Source organism: Oceanicaulis sp. (assembly GCF_051859625.1).
Lineage (GTDB): Bacteria > Pseudomonadota > Alphaproteobacteria > Caulobacterales > Maricaulaceae > Oceanicaulis.
In genome coordinates this window covers 608,280-627,927 of sequence record NZ_JBHYFH010000002.1, presented here as the reverse complement: position 1 = coordinate 627,927, position 19,648 = coordinate 608,280, and the positions used below count along the sequence as shown (strand labels likewise).

Sequence of the window (19,648 nt, the reverse complement as noted above, 5' to 3'; positions counted from 1 at the left end):
TCAGATGGCGTCGTCATCGGTTTCGCCGGTGCGGATGCGGATCGCGCCTTCCACCGGGAAAATGAAGATCTTGCCGTCGCCGATGCGCCCGGTCTGGGCGGCGGTCTGGATCGCCTCGATGGCGGCCTCGACGCGGTCATCGGGAATGACCAGTTCGATTTTGATTTTGGGCAGGAAGTCCACGACATATTCTGCGCCGCGATACAGCTCGGTATGCCCTTTTTGACGTCCGAAGCCCTTGGCTTCAGTGACGGTCAGGCCTTGCAGCCCGATCTCTTGCAGGGCTTCCTTTACGTCGTCCAGCTTGAACGGCTTTATGATCGCTTCGATTTTTTTCATTCGGGGCCTCCGCTCACCAAATGGACGCTAACCCTCGTGTCCAACGCCGCAAGCCGGAGCCATGTCGCAGGGATGCGCAAAACCTTCTCTGCTCGATTCTGAGGCGTAGATGCTCGATACTGATGCGAATTTGAAGGATGTCTTTGACCATGTCTGATCAGCCCCACGCCATCCTGACTGTTTCCGCCATGGCCGAGGCGGATTCCCATGCGGTCTCGCAAGGGGTGTCGGGTCAGGTCTTGATGAGAAATGCGGGGGAGGCCGCCGTCCGGACCATCCTGCAAAACTGGTCGCCGCGTGAGGCGGCGGTGCTGTGCGGGCCTGGCAATAATGGTGGTGATGGCTGGATCATCGCCCAGCGTTTGCGTGATGAGGGCTGGCCGGTCCGCGTCTTCACGCTGGCGCAAGTCTCTGAGCTCAGCGGAGACGCCGCCTGGGCCGCGGCGGGCTGGAGCGGACCTGTCCACCCGCTGGGTGACTGCCGTCTGAGCGATCACGCCCTGATCGTTGATGCGTTGTTTGGCGCAGGGTTGAACCGGCCCCTGGAGGGGGAAGCCGCGCGACTGGCGCAAGATAGCCAAGGATATGACGGCGTGTGTGTGGCTGTGGATACGCCCAGCGGCCTGTCCGGCGATGGGGCTGCGGTGCAGGGGCCGGTGTTCCGTACGGACCTGACCGTCACCTTCCATCGGTACAAGCCCGCGCATCTATTGTCGCCGGGACGCGCGCTATGCGGGGAGGTGGTCTTGTGCGGCATTGGGATTCCGGACGGGTGGAGCGAACAGGCCGCGCCCTGTGCGACGCTGAACCATCCCGATCTGTGGCGTGTGCCGGGCGCTCGGATTGATAGAGATGCGCACAAGCACAGCCGTGGACGGCTCTGCGTGTTGGCGGGCGGGCGCGGGGCGACTGGTGCGGCGCGTCTGGCGGCCCGAGCGGGTCAGGTTGGCGGCGCCGGTTTCGTCACTGTCTTGTCCGGGCAGGGGGCGCTGAATGAGATCGCATCATCCTCTGAAAGCCTGGTGGCGCGTCAGTATGAGGCTGAAGCGCCGTTCGGCGATGTGCTTGAGCATCACCGCGCCAGCGCGGCTGTGATGGGGCCGGGGGCAGGGATCAGCCCGCGCTTGAAAGCGCAGGTGCGCTCCGCTTGCGATCTGAAAATCCCCCTTGTGCTCGACGCTGACGCACTGAGCGTGTTCGAAGACGCGCCGGAGGCCTTGTTTGAGAGCCTTCATGCGGACTGCGTCCTGACCCCGCATGGCGGAGAATTCGCGCGGCTCTTTCCCGACCTCGCAGGGGCGGCGCATGCAGGTAACAAGATCGAACGCACGCGGGAGGCCGCCCGGCGCTGCGGGGCGGTGGTGGTGTTCAAGGGGCCGGACACGGTGATCGCTGCGCCGGGCGGGGAGGTTTGGGTCAATGTCCACGCCAGCGCGCGTCTGGCCACGGCGGGCACGGGCGATGTGCTGGCCGGGCTGATCGGCGCGTTCCTGGCCCAGGGCGCACCGACGCATGAGGCGGCCTGCACGGCGGTCTATGTGCATGGCGATGCGGGACGGCGCCTGGGTCCGGGCGGCACGGCGGACACGGTGCTTGTGCAATTGCCCCAGGCGCTTGACGCTGTTTCACAGGCGCAAAATCGCAAGGCGGCTCTGCAGCGATTGAACCCACACATGGTGTAGCAAGCGAGCGCGCAGACGCGTATAGCTCATTCACGACTTTCCCAGAGCAGATAGATCCATCATCGCCATGTCCGACACAGAAAAGCTTTCCTCGACCGACGCAGACGCGCTGGAATTTCACCGCGCGAGCCCGCCGGGCAAGGTGGCGATGATCCCGACCAAGCCGATGGCGACCCAGCGCGATCTGGCGCTGGCCTATTCGCCGGGCGTTGCGGCGCCGGTGCGGGCCATCGCGGAGAACCCGGACGCGGTCTATGATTACACCTCCAAGGGCAACACCGTGGCGGTGGTGTCCAACGGCACGGCGATCCTGGGGTTGGGCAATCTGGGCGCGGCCGCTTCAAAGCCTGTGATGGAAGGCAAGGCGGTCCTGTTCAAACGCTTTGCGGACATTGACGGCTTTGATCTCGAGATCAACTACACCGACCCTGACAAGTTCGTGGATTGCGTCGCCGGGTTCGGCGACAGCTTTGGCGGCATCAATCTTGAGGACATCAAGAGCCCGGAATGCTTCGAGATTGAGGCGCGCTTGCGCGAAAAGCTCGATATTCCCGTGTTCCATGACGATCAGCACGGCACAGCGATCATCGCGGCCGCGGGGCTGATCAACGCCTGTCATCTGACGAACCGCAAGTTTGAAGACATCAAGCTGGTGCTGTGCGGCGCCGGCGCGGCGGGCCTGTCGGTGCTGGAGCTGGTGAAGTCGCTCGGCGTGCAGCATGACAATGTCACCGTGGTGGACGTGAACGGCGTGGTTCATACGGGCCGCAACGACCTTCATGACCGACTGGCTCAACATGCCCGCGAAACGGATTTGCGCACGCTTAAAGAGGCGATGGTGGACGCGGATGTGTTCCTCGGCCTCTCCGCGGGCGGCATTGTCAGCCAGGACATGGTGAAGTCCATGGCGGCGGATCCGATTCTCTTCGCCATGGCGAACCCGACGCCGGAAATCATGCCCGACGAAGTCCGTGCGGCGCGCTCGGACGCGATCGTGGCGACCGGGCGATCTGATTTCCCCAATCAGGTCAACAATGTGCTGGGCTTTCCTTACATTTTCCGCGGCGCTCTGGACGTGCGCGCGCGGACGATCAATGAGGAGATGAAGCTCGCCGCCGCCCGCGCGCTCGCCGATCTCGCCCGTCAGGACGTGCCAGACGAGGTCTCGACCGCCAACAAGTCAGACAGCGGTTTGCGCTTTGGCCGTGATTACATCATTCCGTCGCCGTTTGATCCGCGCCTGATCAGCTTCGTGCCGCCCTATGTGGCGCGTGCGGCGATTGAAACCGGCGTGGCGCGTATTCCGATCGAGGATGAAGAGAAATACCGCCAGTCGCTGGCGCGCCGCCTGGACCCGACCGCCGCCCTGCAACAGCGCGTCACCCAGGCGATCTCTGGCTCTGACAAGCGCATTGTCTTCGCCGAAGGCGAAGAGCCGAGCGTGATCCGCGCCGCTTTCGCCTTCCAGTCCCAAGGCTTGGGCAAGGCGGTGCTGGTGGCGCGTGAAGAGATCGCCCGCGCCAATATGCGCGAGTTGGGACTGCCTGACGACGTGCTGGAAATCCAGAATGCGCGTCTCTCCGATCGCAACGCCGACTATGCCGACTGGCTCTACAAGCGACTTCAGCGTCAGGGATATCTGCGCCGTGACGTGCAGCGCCTGGTCAATAATGATCGCAACGTCTTTTCCGCCTGCATGCTCAAATTTGGTGATGCCGACGGCATGGTGACGGGCGTCACCCGTCATTTCACCAACACGATGAGCGATATTCGACTGGTGCTGGATCCGGCGCCGGGCGGGCGTGTGATCGGCCTGACCGTGGCGTTGGCGCGCGGCAAGATGCTGGTCATCGCAGACACCAACGTCACCGAGTTCCCCGATTCTGACGGACTGGCCGAGATCGCCGTCGGCGCCGCCCATGCCGCGCGCCGGCTGGGTCTCGATCCGCGCGTGGCGTTCATGAGCTATTCCACCTTCGGCAACCCGCCGGGCGAACGGACGACCAAGGTCCAGAGCGCGGTCAGCAAGCTTGATAAGCTCGATCTTGATTTCGAATATGAAGGCGAGATGGCGGTGGACATCGCCCTCGATCCCAATCATCGCGACCGCTATCCGTTCTCACGCCTGTCAGACGCTGCGAACGTTCTGGTGATGCCGGCGGTGCACTCGGCCTCCATCGCGGCGCGCTTGTTGAAATCTGCGGGCGGGGCGACGGTGATCGAGGGCCTTTTGATCGGGCTTGAGCAATCGGTTCAGGTGGCGCGGGTTGGATCAAACGTGTCGGACATCGTCAATCTGGCGGGGCTGGCCGCCTATGATCTCAATCATACGCCATCGCAAAAAGCGACATAGCGCAGAGCTTTAATCTCTCCGTGCCAGAGTGCCCTCTGTTTTCCAGGGGAGGGACGCTGTTGCGTACGTTGATCAGAACACTCGCTGCATTTGGTTTTGGATGGCTCGGCTGCGGACAGGCGGCTGCGCTCTCGGACGATGATCCGTTGCAAGGGCAGGTCTGGGAGGTGGTGATTTCTTCAGACGCTGCCGTGTACCATGAGGATTTCACCATTGAATTCCGTTTTGATGGCAATTGCATCGCGATGAGCAGCTCTGATGCGGATCTCGACTTTGAAGACTGCGCATCGCAATTTGCGCTCACAGAGGCCGGTGAAAACGCCTTTACCTACGCCTTCAGCTATGACTTCCCATACGCCTACATCTTTGCTGTGCAAGCTGGGTTTTCCTCAAACACCATTCATGAGACTGGCCATGCGCAAGGCGGTGCCGATTGCGCCGGGTTTGATCTGATGGAGGTGGGTGAAACGCGCTCCGAGCTCTGTGGTCTGCCTGAGCTGACGGTCGAGCAGGACTACGCCCATCCGCGCTACAGCTCGATCACCCGCACACAATAAGCTTCACTTGCGCCTTTCGGCCCGGAAGCCGAGAGATGTGAACAGACCTTTTCCATGAAAGACATGGCGCATCGCCATAGGTCATCCTACCTATGGCGATGATTTGAGTCCTCCGTCTTTCTGAAAGCGTTTGCATGGCTTCCACCCGCGCCTCCAATGATCTGACGCAGGGGCCGGTCTTCGGCCATATCCTGCGTCTCGTCGCTCCGATGAGCTTCGGCATTCTCGCCATGATGTTGGTGGGGGTTATCGACGCCTACTGGGTGGGGCGGCTGGGAACGGACCAGCAGGCCGCCGTCCAGTTCGTCTTTCCCGTCTCCATGCTGGTGATGAGCATTTCCATCGGTCTTGGGGCCGGGGCGGTGTCGGTGGTGGCGCGTGCGGCCGGACGTGGCGACGGCGAGTCCACCCGCCGCGTGGCGACAGACGCCATCACTCTGTCCTTTATCGTGGTCCTGCTGGTCAGCGTGCTGGGCATTCCCCTGATCGGTCCGGTCTTCCGGGCGATGGGCGCGACGGACGCGATGATGCCCTTCGTGCATGAATACATGACGATCTGGTTTGCGGGCGCGGTCTTCATGGTCGGCCCCATGGTGGCCAGCAATCTGCTCAGGGCCATGGGCGACGCCATCGTGCCGAGCGTGATCATGATCATCGCAGCCTTCATCAATATGGTGCTGGACCCGATCCTGATCTTCGGCCTGGGGCCCATTCCGGCGATGGAAGTCACCGGCGCGGCGCTGGCGACGCTGATCGCCAACATGGCGGTCTTCGTCATCGCCATGGGCATTCTGGTGTTTCGCGAGAAACTGATTGATTTCAGCTGGCCCGGTTTTGACACCCTGTTCTGGAACTGGCGCGAGATCGCCCGGATCGGCGCGCCGGCTTCGGGCTCCAACATGATCGGACCTCTGGCCAACACCCTCGTCTTCGCGGCCATCGCGCCGTATGGCGAGCCCGCCGTGGCGGGCTTGGGCGTGGGGATGCGGGTGGAGGCGCTGGCGCTCATTCCGCTGTTCGCCCTGTCAGGCTCCATCGGTCCCATCACCGGTCAGAACGGCGGCGCCGGGTTAAATGACCGGGTGCGCGAAGCCTTCGTGAAATCCTTCATCTTCTGCTGGGGCTGGGGCGCGTCCATGGCGGTCTTATTGTTGCTGGCGGGGCGGTTTCTGGCGCCGGTCTTCCTGCCGTCTGAAGACGGGCAGGCCATGGCCGTGGCCTATTGGGCGATCGCGCCGTTCGCCATGGGCGGCTATGGCGTGGCGATGGCCGCTGCGGCGGGCTTCAACGGCCTGGGCCGACCCTTTCTGGGCGTGGCGTGCAATGCCTTCCGCGGCCTGGTCCTGATCATACCCTTGAGCTGGCTTGGCGGATTTCTGGGCGACGCCAACGGCGTCATCTGGGGCTTGTTCACCGCCAATCTGATCGCCGGCCTGCTGATCGGGTTTCTGGTGCTCAGATATGCGCCCCTGACCGCCAAAGAGGGCGGCAAGCGCTAGACCGTGATGGCCAGAGTGGGCGGACTCGGCAGGTCTTGGGAAAAGCTCATCTGAAGCTGAACGCTGTTCAACTCGGTGGAGACATCGGTTTGAAAGTCTTGAAGCTCGTCTTCAAGCTCTTTGATGTCGTCCTTGGTCTCATCCAGAACGCGCTTGGCGGAGGCCTCGTTAGGCTGTCGCGCGGCGTCGCTTTTGGCTTTTTCGAACAGGTCCTTGATCTGCCGTGTCAGCTCGCGAACCTCTTTGGCGAAGTGCTGATCCGCTTTCAGCTCACCCTCGCGCTCGGCCAACGCAATGCGCCGTTGGTCGTCCGGGGAGCCCGCCTGTGAAGAGTCGTCCTGCGCTTGCGCATCCAATTGTGCAGCTTGAGCTGCAGCCTCAGCGTCTTCAGCAACGTTCTGCGCGTCGCGCTCGGCGGTCTGGGCCTCATTTGAGGCGGCTTCAGCTTCGGCCTCAGCGGACGCCGTGGAATTTGGGACGGGCGTGGCGGTGATTGAAGAGGCGCTGACGCCAATATCCGACAGGCTTCCGCCCGTGCTGGCGTAATCCTTCAGCGCGCTTTTGAGTTCGTTCGCGATCTGCTTCAACGCCCGAGCCAGCGCTTTGGGGTCCATGCCGGAGAACTGCTTGAGCATTTTGATGCGCTCTTTGAGCGCTTCAACCCGCTCGCGCGCCTGGGCTTTGGCCGCCTTTTGGGGCTCGTCCTGGGCGCGGCTCAGCGTTTCCACCACAGACTTCAGCGTACGCAAAGCCTTCTCATCGCGCTCGTCGCCGCTGGTTTTGAACACAGGTCCGGTCTGGGCGGGCGAAGGCTTGCCCGCGTCACGCGCCATCCCGGCTTTAAGCAGCGTTGCGGCTGAATATGTGGGTCCGGTCGTGATCATTGGCTTGCCCTGATACAGAATTCCACTCTCGGGCTAAGACTTTAACAAAGTGCTTTGACGCTTCGTACAGGTTTAGACCCGCGTCAGAACAGTGCCCAGTTCGGCCTTGCCGTTCAGTCCGCCATGCGGGTAGGGACGCGGTTCGGCCTCGGGCCAACGCCAGCGGTCTTCGGTGAACAAGGCGCGCATGGCGTCCAGGCCGCAGCCATAGGGCGGGCCGCCGAGCTCGGACTTCTGCATGAACAAGGCCAGCAACACTCCGCCCGGTTTCACGCTGGCATGGGCCATGGCTTCATACGCATCGCGCTTTTTGGGATGGATGGCGCACAGAAAGGTCTGCTCGTAGAGCACGTCAACCGGCGTTTCCGGGCGCCAGGCGAGGGCGTCCGTTTCTATCGCTTGCGCGGTGACGCCTGCGCTCTCAAAGCGCGCCTTTTGCCAGGCGATGGCGCTGGGCGCGATGTCCGTGGCGATGACGCTCAACCCCTGTTGCGCCAGAAAGACAGGTTCTTCGCTGCGCCCGCATCCGGGGGTCAGGACAGTCTGGCCAGGCTTCAGAACGCCTGAATCAATCCAGTCGATCAAGGCCGGGTGGACGCCCTGACGCTCCCAGGGGGCGTCATCGGCCTGAAACCGCGCTTCCCAGTCAAAACTGCTGCGGTCTTCTGATGGGGGAGCGTCGGCGGGGCGGTCAGTCGTCATGGCGCGATCTCTCTTGGTGAAAGCTGCAGACATGATGAAGCGCTGACCTGTGACGTCCAGATGCAGACGCAGGTCTGGCGCCGGGTGTTGATCTGCCTCGCGACGGCAAACGCAGATTGACCGCGGCATGACGTAAGAGCTAATTCTGCGGCCTGCCCTGCCTGTGCGGGTGTGGCGGAATTGGTAGACGCGCTGGTTTTAGGTACCAGTGTCTTATGACGTGGAAGTTCGAGTCTTCTCACCCGCACCATTTCTTCTTTGCAAAGACATCCTCGCGTCGCTGCGGGCGGGCGTTCGCCCTTGCGAACCCTATATGGGTTCGGGGGGCAAGGTTTGGGGGAGTTGGTCCTGATCCAGATATGCATCGGGCGCTGGAGGGGGAGAACTCCAGCGCCCGATGATCGTGTCGGCGATGTGCTGCCGGTCTAGCGGCGTGTGGCGATGATCCAGACGGCGTGGATGATGCCGGGGATATAGCCGAACAGGGTCAGGACGATGTTCAGCCAAAAATGAAGGCCGAGGCCGACCTGGAAGAACACGCCGAGCGGCGGCAAAAGAATGGCCAGGATCAAACGCAGGATATCGCCGCCGGTTGCTGTGGATTGAGTACTCATGAAGATCTCCTTTTAAAGTGATAAGCGGATCAGGACGCGTTGGACGCGCTCAGAAACAACGAGGTGTCCCGGCCCGCCAGCGCGTTGATCTGTGCGTCATTGACGGTCGTGGCGACGGTCCAGCCCTGGGGGGCGTCATAGTCAAAGTGCAGGGCGTTCATCGGAATGCGGCCGTCCAGCGCATCAAAAGCGCGCCAGCCGCTGTCTTCAAAATGCACCGCCATGACGGCGCCGCCCTGGCTGATTTCAAGGTCATCAATCGCGATATCGGGCGCAGTGGCGCTGACCTGAATGGACTGCCCCAAGAGGGCGCGCGCTGATTCCGCGTCGCGATATTCCGCCGCCCAGCTCAAACCGATGGGTTCGTAGCCGCCGCCTTGGGCCAGCATCTGGAACTCCGCGCGGGTAATGTCGGCGCGCAGGGTTTCATCGCCATGCGCGCCGGCCAGATAGACAAGGTCGGCTGCGATCGCAGCATCGCCGTCCAGCCAGTTGGGATGGTCAACGACGATGGCGTGCAGATTGCCCGCTTCGTCCAGCAGCAGATCCTTGATGGGAAGGTCCCCGTCAGTGAACGTCAGGCGCGACCGCAACAGCGTGGAGGCCAGATAATACGCCTTCCCGTCAGCCGTTTCGTTGACCAGGGTGTTCTGTGGCGCGTCAAGGTTTTGGGTGAAGGCGGTCGCCGACAATCCGGCCAGGGCCACGATCGCAGTCAGGGTCATAGCGGTCTTCATCGGTAGGGCCTCCTTCGTGTATAATCAGGCTTGGTATAGAAACGTGCCATGGGACGTCCGGTTCCCGGTTTTGTCAGGGAATCGCGATGACCGTTGCTAAAACAGAGCTTGCCGAAGACCGGACGAACTGGGCGGAAGACCGCACGCTGATGGCCAGCGAGCGCACGTTCGCCAGCTGGCTGCGCACCGCGTTGGCCGCCATCGGTGTCGGGCTGGGGATGCAGGTGGTTTTCGACAGCTTTGAGCCCACTTGGGTCGCCAAGCTGATCTCCAGCCTGTTCATGGTGCTGGCGGTGGGATTGATCGTGATGGGCCGTCTGCGTGACCGGGCCGTCGTACGATCGCTGAGCGCCCATTGTCTTAAAGGGCGCTCGAACTGGCTGGGAGATCTGGTTTCTGCGGGCTTGTGCCTGGGCGCGCTGGGGGCGGTCTTGGTGATATGGCTGGTCTAGATCACCAGGCCTGACGATAGCTCAGGCCGACGAAGTTAGATTGCGCGTTCCAGCTATTTTCGCCGAAGCGGATTTCGCGTTGTTGACGGATATATCCAGCGGTGACCGCGCCGTGATCATTGAGCGACATGCCCAGGCCCGCAAATCCGTCCGCCACGCCGACTTCGCCTGCCACGCGGGTCAGGGCGCTGACGCCGCCACCGCCCGGACGCATGATGACGGTTTCCTGATCATAGGACACGATCAGGCTCAGCCGGGAGATCGAGCCAAAGGCGAGGGGGCTGGTCTCCAGCTCCAGGCCGACGCCAAATGCGGACAGCTCATCACTGTCCTCGCGGCTTTCATTCTGGGCGGAGAGGGTTGGGATCAACGCTGCACTGTCCGCGCCGCCCAGCGGAATGGACCAGGCGCTGTCGCCAGTGTCTTGGAACTCGGCCTGTAATTGCTCGGCGAAATTGCTCAGGACAGGAGCGGGAACGTGCACGTCCGAAATATGTGCAGCTTGCAAGGCCAGCAAAACAGCAGTGGTTGCGAACATGACGTCCTCCCGGTTCCGTATGAAAAACTAACGTCAGGGAGGCGAAACAGTTCCCTTCAGAGGGTGGCTGACGTGTTCAAGGCGACTATTGGCCGTCGCGCAGCGCCTTGATCAGCTCGCTCTTGGTCATGCTCGAGCGCCCCTCGATGCCGATCTCCTGAGCGCGGTCGTACAATTCGTCCTTCGTCCAGTCTTCATAGGCTTTGTGCGCGCCCCCTTTCGCGGCGGCGTCCTGATCATCAGACGCCTGGGCGTTGGCGATGCGGGCGGCCTTGGATTTGGACGCGCCGTCCTCGCGCAGGGCTTCATAGGTTTCGTCATCCTTCACGGAAGGACCATGGTCCTTGGTCATTGGTCACCTCTTTCCTGGGGGGTTGGTGTTGCAGCGGGGTCGACGACCGAGCCGTCATCGCGTGCGAGCATCAGGGTGCGCGTGGGATAGGCGAACTCGACGCCCTCGTCGGCGAACTTGCGGACAAGTGCGAGATTCACGGCGTGACGCACGTCCATGTATACGGCGTAGTCCAGGCTCTGAGCATGACAGACGACCTCAAACTCCATTGCGCTGTCGGCGAAGCGAGCGAAATGGGCGCGTTCAAAACGGGCCTGGTCGGTGTCGTCGATAATTGTTTTGATCCAGTCCGGGATCTGCTCAAGCTGATCTGCGGCGGTCTGATAGGTGACGCCGATCTGAAACAGCCAGCGCCGTTCTTCGAGCCGCTGGAAATTGCGGATCGTCATGTCGAGCAGATTGGTGTTGCGGATGACGATCTCTTCGCCTGACAAGGAGCGCAGGCGGGTGGTTTTCAGCCCGATCTTGCTGACCGTGCCCAGACAGTCGCCAAACTCGATCAAGTCATTACGTTTGAAGGGTTTGTCGAACAGAATTGAGATGCCGGCGAACAAGTCGCTGAATAAACCCTGGGCCGCCAGACCGATGGCGATGCCGCCAATGCCGAGACCCGCGATCAGGGCGGTGATGTCCACGCCGGCGTTATCGAGCAGAACCAGGAAGGCCGCTGACCAGATAAAGGTGCTGATCGCCCATTTGATGATGGCGATGCCGTTCCAGACCGCGCTGCGGCTGTCCGCGCGTTGAAGCGCGCGGCGCTGCACCAGATCGACAGCCAGACCGCGAAGGATCGCGGCGACCTGTATGATCAACACCAGGCCCAGCACATACCAGATCGCGTCCAGAACGCTTTGAGGCGCGGATGTAACGCTCAGCCCGACAGCGGCGCCGATGATCAGAAAGGTCATGGCGGACAGCCGCTCGGCCGTTCCCAACATGACGTGCGCGAGACTGCTTTGATCCGTGCGCTGGCGTGCGCACGACACGCCCCATTTGATCAGGAGCGCGGTGATGGTCACCGCCAGGGTGATTGCAAGCGCCAGGGTCACCGATTGTGTGTCTTCGGCGATCCAGGCCAGCAGTTCAGTGAAGGCCGTGCGGCCTTGCTCGACGACGCCCTGGACGTTTTCTTCAACAGCGTCGAGGGCGTCTGACGCCGATGAGTCCGGTGTTTGGGTCATGACAGATTCCCGCGCATGAAAAAGCGGACCGACTGGCCCGCTTTTTCAAAATCAGTTGAGCTTACTTCTCGGCGATGATGGCGTTGAGCATCCAGATCGCTTCTTCGTGCCAGCTCATGCGCTCGATCAACATGTCGGCGGTGACGAAGTCTTTCTTGTCTTCACACCATTCGATGGCGGCGCGCATGGATGTCACCGCTGTGCGGTGGTCGTCCACCAGCATGCTGACATGCGCGTCCGCTGATTGTTCCAGATCGTAATCGCGGATCTCGGACAACTCGCCATATTTGCGATAGGACGCCGGAGCTTTCTCACCCAGGGCGCGGATCCGCTCGGCGAGTTCATCAATGGCGCGATGGAGATTCTCGTAGTGCTCTTCGGTCAGCTTGTGCAGGCTGTAGAAGGTCGGTCCAACCACATTCCAGTGAACGCCTTGGGTCTTGATAAACAGCATGTAGCTGTCGGCGAGCACCTTGCCCAGCGCGCCAGCGATCTGGGTGCGATCCTCAGCTTCGATGCCGGATTTCGGGGCGAACGCGGCGGATTTGGATGCCAAAGCGGTGCTGCTCATATCAAGTCTCCATCAGTTGCGGACCCTATCAACGCGGGTCATGGCGGATGGGTTCCAAAAGCTGGCAGTAAATCTGCGGCGTTCCACCCGGGTCTCAAAAACAAATCCATTGGAAAACGTCAGCACGGACCTGCAGAAAAAAACTATGCTTTATTATATAGGCTGAATGTGAAGCGGGATTTTCTGAAAGTTTTTGGGAACCAGATTCAACACGGGGCGTTGATTGGGGGACTGTTTGATATTGAAGGAGCTACCCAATGCTGAGACTGGCCCTTGGATTTTTCGTCGTCGCCCTGATCGCGGCCCTGTTCGGTTTTGGCGGCATTGCAGCCGGCGCGGCCTCAATCGCGCAAGTCCTGTTCTTCGTCTTTCTGGTGCTGTTCGTGGTGTCGCTGCTGTTTGGCGCCCTGCGCGGACGGTCGCCCCGAGCCTGAACCCGACCCCTTTGAGAAGTTTGGCGGCGGCGCCGCCAGACTTCATCCTGAACGCTTCACATAAGGATATTTGATCATGAAAAAGTTTGCCCCTCTGTTCATCGCCCCGTTCTTCATGGCCGCTGCGGCCTGTTCGGACGGCCCGGCAGAGAACGCCGGCGAAAATGTTGATGAGGCGGTCGAGGACGTGACTGGTGAAGACCAGGGCATGTTTGAGGAAGCTGGCGAAAACATGGATGACGCGGCCGATGACGCCGAAGACGCCATCGAAGATGCGACCGACGATCCGTCTCGCTAAGCCCAGCCTTGCGACCATCACCCCCTTCAGAAAATAAAGGAGAGCGACATGGCACGCGCCACTGCTAATTCCGACGTTACGACTGAAGAGCTTAAAGCCGATCTGGATTCGCTGCGTGCGGACATGGATCAGCTGGTTGGCGATCTTTCCAAGATCGTCCAGCAAAGCGGGGAATCGGGCGTGAAAGCCGGACGTTCCGCAATCGAGGACGGTCTGGACGCCGCTGAAGAAGCCCCCGATCAATTGCGTGAGCTCATTCGTGAGAACCCGCTTGGCGCTTGCGGCGCCGCGATCGGCGCAGGCTTTCTCGGCGCCTTGCTGATGCGTCGCTAGGAGACGCGCTGTGAACGTGCTTCTGATAGCTATCGCGCTGATCGGGCCCGTACTCGGCGCAGTGTTCGCCACCCATGCGGGATGGAGCTGGGCGTCAAACCAGTACTCCCCATGGGTGGCCAGCGCGCTGGTCGGCGCTATTTATGCGTGCCTGGGTTCAATCGCCGCGGCGACCCTGTTGTGGAAAGCCAAGGCGAGCAAGCCCCCGGCTCAGACACCTTCGGGTTCCGCGTCGCCTCTGGCGCTGGTTGAGACCGCAATGAAACGTAAGCCGCTGCAAACCACGGCAGCCTTGATGGGACTGGGCGCGCTTCTGGCTCGAAAGCCAAAGCTTGCCCTGTCAGCCCTCTCAAAGTTTGCGGCCTCCAGTTAAAGGGTCTTCCCTTGTCAAAAAAGAATGATCAGGAGCTGCGCGCCAAACGATTTGCGGCGCGCAGCGAAATTGCGTCTAAAACGCTCTATTCCATTATTGCCGAGACGGGCAAAGAGGAGCTTTTGCGCCCCTCCAGCTCTTTATTGTATTCCGCTTTGACGGCCGGACTCGCCATGGGCGCGTCCGTTTTGCTGATGGGCGCGATTGAGCGCGCTGTCGGCGATGCAGACTGGAACTATCTGGCGATCGCTGTCGGATACCCGGCGGGCTTTTTGCTGATCGCAATGGCGCGCATGCAGCTGTTTACGGAAAACACGCTCACGGCGGTTCTGCCTGTAACCAAACACCGGCGCTGGAGATCTGTGCGTCTGTTGATGCGGCTCTGGGCGATTGTCCTGTTCGGCAATCTGGTCGGGGCGGTTCTGATCGGCTCAGTGCTCAGCCATGTGACCGATCCTGAGTTGTTTGACGCAATGGTCACGGCATCCTCTCACATCATGCACCGCGAGATTTTGGGCAATTTCATCGCCGCGTTGCCGGCCGGCTTCCTGATTGGGCTGATGGCCTGGTCATTGCCCGGCCTGCCATACGAAAAGCACGGGGCGGTGTTCATTGTGACCTATCTGGTGGGAGCCGGCGGGTTTCCGCACATCGTAGCCGGCACCGTTGAGGCGACTGTCTTGATTGTCGCAGGCAGTTGGGGCGTCGGTGACGCGATCAGCTTCATCATCCCCGTTCTGATCGGCAATACTTTGGGCGGCGCAGCGCTCTTTGCGGGGCTGGCGTATGGCCAGGTGCATGAAGAGATCGAATAATCCGGACGGTCAGCGTTGACGCGCTGTTTCGGATCCTGACGCATCTTTGACAGCTGCTGGCGGACTGAACAAAGCCGCCCTCGAATTGAGGGCGGCTTTGTCGTGCGGCCTTGTCGGTCATGCCTTTGCTGTGACGCCTGGGCTCTTGCGCGCCTGAGCGATCAAGGCTGCTTGGCATGTCGAGGCATGAGGGGGAGGCGGGTCTGCCCCTGACATGACCTCCGCCTCCTAAAATGGCTTGGGGCGGATGGGCGCATAAAAAAGGGGGCGCGCCTAAGCGCGCCCCCAGGGAAAAGGTTGGTCAGACCTTTCAGACTTAGCGGCCATCAAGATAGGCGCCAGCGTTCACCGGGGTTTCTTCGAGCATCTCGACATCGTCAGATGTCAGGTCGGCTGAGACGGTCCAGCCCGCTTCAGCGGTGTAACCAAGCTCAAGAGCGTCAAAGTCAACGCGGCCGACTTCGCCGCCAAAGCCGATGAACCCGCCATCACGAATGATGGCGTACTCGGTGTCGCCTTGCGCCGTGAACTCCACATCTTCGATATGGGCGATGGTTTCGCCTTCGGCGTTCAGGATGGCGGAGCCCGTCAGCTCGCTGTAAAACAGATCCCCGTCTTCACGTTGATCTTCAACGGACACAACAAACGGGCTGTCATCAATCACCTCAGCGTCATCCAGCTGATCGTCGGTGATGGACGCGGTCACGACAAGTTCGCCTTCCGCGTCATAAGACAGGTTCGCAGCGATCGTGGAGACTGCGACTTCCTCGTCAAACAGACCCAGGAAACCGCCGCGGGAAATGATCAGCGCTTCAGGATCGCCCGCATCGCTCATCCGGATATCGGTGATGGCGGAGGCGCCGTCTGCGTATTCGAGATCCGCGCCGACAACATCAGACGCTTTGATGGTGTCAGCCATCATAGCTGTTTCGGCATGGGACTCCGTTTCCATGTGAGCCGTCGCATCCTGAGCTTGTGCAGTTGCGAGAGCAGTGGTGGAAACCAGAGCGATCGAGGTGGTCAGCATCAGCTTGTTCAACATAACTGTTTCCTTTTTGCTAGCGATCAATTCGAACGCAACTAAGAAACGGTGTGAACTTCTGCTGGTTCCAAAATATAGTTGGGCGATTTCGCGGAACTATTATGGCGTTGCTTCTTTATTCTGACACATTGTCTGGCACATACAAAAACGCCGGGGTTTGCACCCCGGCGTTTGTCGTACGTGTTTTGCTTGTGCTTGCTATTATTCGGCGGCGACAGCTTCTTTGTCGAAGAAGAACAGCGCCTGGCTCATTGTGGCCGTGACTGTTTCGGGCATGAAGGGCTTGGTCACCAGGTAAGTCGGTTCTGGTTTCTCGCCGGTCAGCAAACGTTCGGGGTAGGCGGTGATGAAAATCACCGGCAGGTTCATCTCGCCCAGAATGTCTTTTACGGCGTCGATGCCCGAGCTGTCGTCGGCCAGCTGAATATCAGCCAGAACGAGCCCCGGAGGAGATTTTTGGGCCAGCTCCACAGCCTGGTCGCGGGTTCGGGCCACACCCGTGACCGTATGACCGGCGTTCTCCACAATGGCTCGCAAGTCCAGGGCGATCACAGGTTCGTCTTCAATGATCATCACTCGGGTGGCGAGTCCGGCGTTCAGCTCCTGTTGCGCAGAGATCAGCAAAGCCTGGGCTTCATCGTCGTCTATGCGCAGAATGGAGGCCACATCCTCAATGGAGAACCCTTCCACCGAAGTGAGCAGCATGACCTGCCGGGCTTTGGGTGTGACGTGCGACAGCGGGTTTTGGCTGTCTGTGGAATCGGTCACGTCAAGCTGGCTGTTCCAACAGGCGTGAAACAGCTGAAAAAGCGCGACATGAGGCGGCAGATCCCGGCCCAGTTCCTCGTTGCCCTCAACAGCCGCCTCCAGGCAAGCGCGCACATGGGCGTCGCCGCTTTGTTGTGATCCCGTCAGGATGCGCGCATAGCGGCGCAGGTAGGGAATGTGTGAGCGTATCGCTGAAACAAAACTCATATTAGGGCTCTCCCCACAAAAAATACCGATCTACAAACGAACGACGATCCGAACGGTTCCAAAAAAAATTCAGTTTTTTGGGAACCCGATCCCGGTTTGCTCGTTTCCCTTATACGACAAACGTATTCTGTATGATCGTATGTATGTGAGAATGGCGAATTATAATGGCAATGTCTGAGGATAAAAACAGGGCTGCCGCCAAGCTGGACCCTGCTTTGCTGCAGAGGACTCGCAAGCAGCAGGAAAATCTTGGCGCTGGATTGCGCAAGATGTTTGATTCCGTGGTGGAAGAGGGTGTGCCCGACGCCTTTGCAGATCTTCTTGACCGGTTAGAGCAAGGCGAGTCTGAGCGGGCCGTCGACAAGGATGACTCAAATGAGTAAGTCCGGTTCAGACGGCACTGGCCTCAAGGCCTCCGAACTCATGCCCCAGGCAGAGTTCCGAAAAGAATTGACCGACGCCATTCCTCACATGCGCGCCTTTTCGCGAAGTCTGACCGGTGATGCATCAAGCGCGGACGACCTTGCTCAAGACGCCATGATGAAGGCCTGGTCTGCACGCGACAAATTCAAGGCGGGCACCAATTTCCGCGCTTGGGTTCTGACCATCGTGCGCAATCAGTTTTATTCCGACAAACGCCGGTCCTGGCGCCAGATGGATTGGGATCAGGAGCTTGCAGAGCGGACCTTGCCGGCTGTCGACAACCAGGAACAGGTCGTGGCTCTGGACGAATTGCGACGCGGCCTCGCCGAGTTGCCGGAAGACCAGCGTGAAGCGCTCATTCTGGTTGGTGCGGGCGGCTATTCCTATGATGAAGCGGCGGAGATTTGCGGGTGCGCGACAGGAACCGTGAAAAGCCGGGTCTCGCGGGCGCGTCTGGCTCTGGAAGGCATCATGAAAGCCGGACCGGCCGAGAAAGCGCACGCAGACGGCATCGCCGCTTCTGACGCGGTGGATACGCTTCTTGGACATGTCAGCGATCTGGCTGAACAGGTGCGCTGAGCATGCCGTTCAAACCTGGGGGGGGAATGACCGGGCGATTGCGTTTCGTACTCGCTCTGGTCCTCGCCGTGGCGCTGTTCCCGCTGTTGATGATCGCCGTGGCGCAAACCTGGAGTGAAGCGCTTGAGGAGCAACGCGTCCAGAGGGATCGCATGATCATTCTGGGCGCCTTGGCTGCGTCTGAGCTCAATGAATCCATCGCGCGCGCTCAAGGCGTCGTCGATGCGGTCTCCACACGGGGCTTCGCTTTCATGAGCGCGCCCGGAGGGTGCAGCCGCGCCATGGCGCAAATCGCCGGCGGTGATTCCGTCTTGACCAACATCGCGCTGACGGATGCCGATGGAGACGTTATTTGTTCAGGTCTTGAGGAGGCTCAAAACCTGAACATGGCGTCTGAGGATTGGCACGCGGCGCTCAGTAGCGGCGAGCGGCAAGCCGTGTCCGGGGTGTTGATGGGACCGGTCTCCAGAACACCGATTCTCGTTGTCGCCAACAGGCTTGGAGACGGGCCCGCTTTCAGAGGCTCGGCGGCGGCTGCAATTGACGTGCTTCGCGCCTCTAGAATCCTGATCGACAGCGCTATGGCGGATGGCAGCCAGGTTCTGCTCGTTACGCCGACTGAGGCGCGGGAAGTGGATCGCTCCCGCATGCTCATGCCGGCGAGCATAGATATTCAAAGCGACTTGCTTCAAAGCGTCCTGCAGATCGACCAGCCGCAACCGACTTACATTCGGTTTGAAGATGAAGACAGGCCCGCCGTTCTTGCGCCGCTTGTTGAGGGACAGCTCGCCTTGCTGCTGATCTCGCCGACGTCCACCACGCAATGGGGGCTGGTGTCAGTCGCCGCGACCTTTCTGGTGCCGCTGTTAATGTACGCTCTGGCGCTCGTGAGCGTCTGGTTGGCGGTCGACCATTACGTCCTGCGCTGGTTGGGCTATCTGCGCCGGATCGCTGCGGTGTATGGCGGCGGTCGTCTGGACGTCGTGCCAGTGCGCGCGCGCAATGCGCCGGGCGAAATTCGGGAACTGGCGAACACCATGGGCGAGATGGCGGCGTCCCTGGAAAAGCAGCAAAACGAGCTTGAAGCATCGGTCGAGCAGCGCGGCGCGCTGCTTCGCGAAATTCACCACCGGGTCAAAAACAACCTGCAGATCATCGTGAGCCTGCTCAATCTTCAGGCTGGCCGCATGACGGACGGGGAGGCCCGCATGGCGTTGATGGAGGCGCGCCGCCGGATCAACGCTTTGTCGCTCGTCCACCGCAGCCTGTATGAGGCGGATGATCTGCGGGCGGTCTACATGCCTGGATTCCTCAAAGAGCTCGCGCTGAATCTCCAACATGCCAGTGATGACGGGTCGCGCACGGTCAGCGTGCAGGCGGAGTGCGATGAAGTGTCTTTTGAGCCGGACACGGCGGTGCCAATCGCACTGTTTGTCGCAGAAGCCGTCACCAACGCGTACAAGCACGCCTTCACCCAGCGCACCCAGGGACGAATTCTCATCTCCCTGATCGCCACTGAGCCTGAAGCTCTGATCTTGCGGATCTCAGATGACGGTGAAGGCATGGGGGACGATGTCTCACAAGGTACAGGCTCCTCATTGATGGAGGCGTTCGCCATGCAGCTGGACGGTCGGACCTGGTCTGAACCCAATGCAGACGGCGGCATGGATTTTGTTCTGCAGGTGGGTGAGAAAAACGACTGATTTGTAGGGAACGGCTTGTGTGCTGGCGCGTTTTATAGAGGCCATAACCCAGGAGGTTTTTATGAAATACGTTGTTCTTTGTGCTTTTGCTGTCGCCACTCTTCTGTTGACCGGTTGCAATACTATTGCAGGTGCTGGTCGCGACATTGAAGAAGCCGGCGACGCCATCGAAGACACCGCCGAAGAAAACCGAAACTAGGCTCCGTCCTGTC

Annotated in this window: 25 protein-coding genes and 1 tRNA gene; 15 read left to right on the top strand and 11 right to left on the bottom strand. The window is 60.5% G+C overall.

Features of this window, described 5'->3' with window-relative positions; genetic code table 11:
• Nucleotides 1–339, bottom strand: a complete 339-nt coding sequence (locus tag ACTIGF_RS12600; protein ID WP_439637208.1) for a P-II family nitrogen regulator — start codon at nucleotides 337–339, stop codon at nucleotides 1–3.
• 149 nt (nucleotides 340–488) lie between these two features.
• Between ACTIGF_RS12600 and ACTIGF_RS12595 the strand changes: the two genes are divergently transcribed.
• From ACTIGF_RS12595 to ACTIGF_RS12580, 4 genes are all read left to right on the top strand, one after another.
• Nucleotides 489–2,021, top strand: a complete 1,533-nt coding sequence (locus ACTIGF_RS12595; RefSeq protein ID WP_439637207.1) for an NAD(P)H-hydrate dehydratase — start codon at nucleotides 489–491, stop codon at nucleotides 2,019–2,021.
• A gap of 67 nt (nucleotides 2,022–2,088) precedes the next feature.
• The gene (locus tag ACTIGF_RS12590; protein ID WP_439637206.1) at nucleotides 2,089–4,374 is read left to right on the top strand and encodes an NADP-dependent malic enzyme; all 2,286 of its coding nucleotides are present in this window, start codon (nucleotides 2,089–2,091) and stop codon (nucleotides 4,372–4,374) included.
• 59 nt (nucleotides 4,375–4,433) lie between these two features.
• Nucleotides 4,434–4,931, top strand: a complete 498-nt coding sequence (locus tag ACTIGF_RS12585; RefSeq protein ID WP_439637205.1) for a hypothetical protein — start codon at nucleotides 4,434–4,436, stop codon at nucleotides 4,929–4,931.
• 134 nt (nucleotides 4,932–5,065) lie between these two features.
• Nucleotides 5,066–6,430 (top strand): MATE family efflux transporter, encoded by a 1,365-nt coding sequence (locus ACTIGF_RS12580; protein WP_439637204.1) that lies wholly within the window; start codon nucleotides 5,066–5,068, stop codon nucleotides 6,428–6,430.
• On the opposite strand, the gene ACTIGF_RS12575 is transcribed toward ACTIGF_RS12580, so the two are convergent.
• Entirely contained in the window at nucleotides 6,427–7,314 is an 888-nt protein-coding gene (locus ACTIGF_RS12575) for a hypothetical protein (RefSeq protein WP_439637203.1), read from the bottom strand. The two genes, ACTIGF_RS12580 and ACTIGF_RS12575, sit on opposite strands and share 4 nt — an antisense overlap.
• A 72-nt stretch (nucleotides 7,315–7,386) precedes the next feature.
• A complete protein-coding gene (locus ACTIGF_RS12570) occupies nucleotides 7,387–8,016 on the bottom strand; it encodes a methyltransferase domain-containing protein (protein WP_439637202.1) in 630 nt (209 codons plus the stop codon).
• A gap of 165 nt (nucleotides 8,017–8,181) precedes the next feature.
• Between ACTIGF_RS12570 and ACTIGF_RS12565 the strand changes: the two genes are divergently transcribed.
• Nucleotides 8,182–8,266, top strand: a tRNA-Leu gene (locus tag ACTIGF_RS12565).
• Nucleotides 8,267–8,441: 175 nt separating this feature from the next.
• Here the strand turns inward: ACTIGF_RS12565 and ACTIGF_RS12560 are convergent.
• Entirely contained in the window at nucleotides 8,442–8,630 is a 189-nt protein-coding gene (locus tag ACTIGF_RS12560) for a YqaE/Pmp3 family membrane protein (protein ID WP_286799757.1), read from the bottom strand.
• Nucleotides 8,631–8,659: 29 nt separating this feature from the next.
• Nucleotides 8,660–9,367, bottom strand: a complete 708-nt coding sequence (locus tag ACTIGF_RS12555) for a hypothetical protein (protein WP_439637201.1) — start codon at nucleotides 9,365–9,367, stop codon at nucleotides 8,660–8,662.
• Nucleotides 9,368–9,453: 86 nt separating this feature from the next.
• Between ACTIGF_RS12555 and ACTIGF_RS12550 the strand changes: the two genes are divergently transcribed.
• Nucleotides 9,454–9,819 (top strand): YidH family protein, encoded by a 366-nt coding sequence (locus tag ACTIGF_RS12550; protein WP_439637200.1) that lies wholly within the window; start codon nucleotides 9,454–9,456, stop codon nucleotides 9,817–9,819.
• A gap of 1 nt (nucleotide 9,820) precedes the next feature.
• On the opposite strand, the gene ACTIGF_RS12545 is transcribed toward ACTIGF_RS12550, so the two are convergent.
• The 4 genes from ACTIGF_RS12545 to ACTIGF_RS12530 all read right to left on the bottom strand — a co-directional run bounded on the left by ACTIGF_RS12545 (nucleotide 9,821) and on the right by ACTIGF_RS12530 (nucleotide 12,461).
• A complete protein-coding gene (locus ACTIGF_RS12545; protein ID WP_439637199.1) occupies nucleotides 9,821–10,357 on the bottom strand; it encodes a hypothetical protein in 537 nt (178 codons plus the stop codon).
• An 85-nt stretch (nucleotides 10,358–10,442) separates the two neighbouring features.
• Nucleotides 10,443–10,709, bottom strand: a complete 267-nt coding sequence (locus ACTIGF_RS12540) for a DUF7218 family protein (protein ID WP_439637198.1) — start codon at nucleotides 10,707–10,709, stop codon at nucleotides 10,443–10,445.
• Nucleotides 10,706–11,890, bottom strand: coding sequence for a mechanosensitive ion channel family protein (locus ACTIGF_RS12535; RefSeq protein WP_439637197.1), 1,185 nt, complete (start codon nucleotides 11,888–11,890; stop codon nucleotides 10,706–10,708). Before ACTIGF_RS12535 ends, ACTIGF_RS12540 begins: the two co-directional genes overlap by 4 nt.
• Nucleotides 11,891–11,951: 61 nt before the next feature.
• On the bottom strand, nucleotides 11,952–12,461 hold the full coding sequence (locus tag ACTIGF_RS12530) for a Dps family protein (RefSeq protein ID WP_439637196.1): 510 nt from the start codon (nucleotides 12,459–12,461) through the stop codon (nucleotides 11,952–11,954).
• A 257-nt stretch (nucleotides 12,462–12,718) separates the two neighbouring features.
• On the opposite strand from ACTIGF_RS12530, the gene ACTIGF_RS12525 reads away from it, so the two are divergent.
• From ACTIGF_RS12525 to ACTIGF_RS12505, 5 genes are all read left to right on the top strand, one after another.
• On the top strand, nucleotides 12,719–12,895 hold the full coding sequence (locus ACTIGF_RS12525) for a DUF1328 family protein (RefSeq protein WP_022699625.1): 177 nt from the start codon (nucleotides 12,719–12,721) through the stop codon (nucleotides 12,893–12,895).
• A 76-nt stretch (nucleotides 12,896–12,971) separates the two neighbouring features.
• Nucleotides 12,972–13,193, top strand: coding sequence for a hypothetical protein (locus tag ACTIGF_RS12520; protein WP_439637195.1), 222 nt, complete (start codon nucleotides 12,972–12,974; stop codon nucleotides 13,191–13,193).
• Between the two features lie 48 nt (nucleotides 13,194–13,241).
• Nucleotides 13,242–13,526 (top strand): hypothetical protein, encoded by a 285-nt coding sequence (locus tag ACTIGF_RS12515; protein ID WP_022699623.1) that lies wholly within the window; start codon nucleotides 13,242–13,244, stop codon nucleotides 13,524–13,526.
• A gap of 10 nt (nucleotides 13,527–13,536) precedes the next feature.
• Entirely contained in the window at nucleotides 13,537–13,899 is a 363-nt protein-coding gene (locus ACTIGF_RS12510; RefSeq protein WP_439637194.1) for a hypothetical protein, read from the top strand.
• A gap of 11 nt (nucleotides 13,900–13,910) precedes the next feature.
• Entirely contained in the window at nucleotides 13,911–14,714 is an 804-nt protein-coding gene (locus ACTIGF_RS12505) for a formate/nitrite transporter family protein (protein ID WP_439637193.1), read from the top strand.
• Between the two features lie 316 nt (nucleotides 14,715–15,030).
• Here the strand turns inward: ACTIGF_RS12505 and ACTIGF_RS12500 are convergent, their stop codons facing one another.
• Entirely contained in the window at nucleotides 15,031–15,756 is a 726-nt protein-coding gene (locus ACTIGF_RS12500; protein ID WP_439637192.1) for a PRC-barrel domain-containing protein, read from the bottom strand.
• 201 nt (nucleotides 15,757–15,957) lie between these two features.
• On the bottom strand, nucleotides 15,958–16,731 hold the full coding sequence (locus ACTIGF_RS12495) for a response regulator (protein WP_439637191.1): 774 nt from the start codon (nucleotides 16,729–16,731) through the stop codon (nucleotides 15,958–15,960).
• A 164-nt stretch (nucleotides 16,732–16,895) separates the two neighbouring features.
• Between ACTIGF_RS12495 and ACTIGF_RS12490 the strand changes: the two genes are divergently transcribed.
• The 4 genes from ACTIGF_RS12490 to ACTIGF_RS12475 all read left to right on the top strand — a co-directional run bounded on the left by ACTIGF_RS12490 (nucleotide 16,896) and on the right by ACTIGF_RS12475 (nucleotide 19,635).
• The gene (locus tag ACTIGF_RS12490; protein ID WP_439637190.1) at nucleotides 16,896–17,114 is read left to right on the top strand and encodes a NepR family anti-sigma factor; all 219 of its coding nucleotides are present in this window, start codon (nucleotides 16,896–16,898) and stop codon (nucleotides 17,112–17,114) included.
• A gap of 40 nt (nucleotides 17,115–17,154) precedes the next feature.
• Nucleotides 17,155–17,733, top strand: coding sequence for a sigma-70 family RNA polymerase sigma factor (locus tag ACTIGF_RS12485; RefSeq protein ID WP_439637301.1), 579 nt, complete (start codon nucleotides 17,155–17,157; stop codon nucleotides 17,731–17,733).
• A 26-nt stretch (nucleotides 17,734–17,759) separates the two neighbouring features.
• The gene (locus tag ACTIGF_RS12480; protein WP_439637189.1) at nucleotides 17,760–19,436 is read left to right on the top strand and encodes a sensor histidine kinase; all 1,677 of its coding nucleotides are present in this window, start codon (nucleotides 17,760–17,762) and stop codon (nucleotides 19,434–19,436) included.
• A gap of 61 nt (nucleotides 19,437–19,497) precedes the next feature.
• Nucleotides 19,498–19,635, top strand: coding sequence for an entericidin A/B family lipoprotein (locus ACTIGF_RS12475; protein ID WP_107713097.1), 138 nt, complete (start codon nucleotides 19,498–19,500; stop codon nucleotides 19,633–19,635).
• Nucleotides 19,636–19,648: the final 13 nt, after the last annotated feature.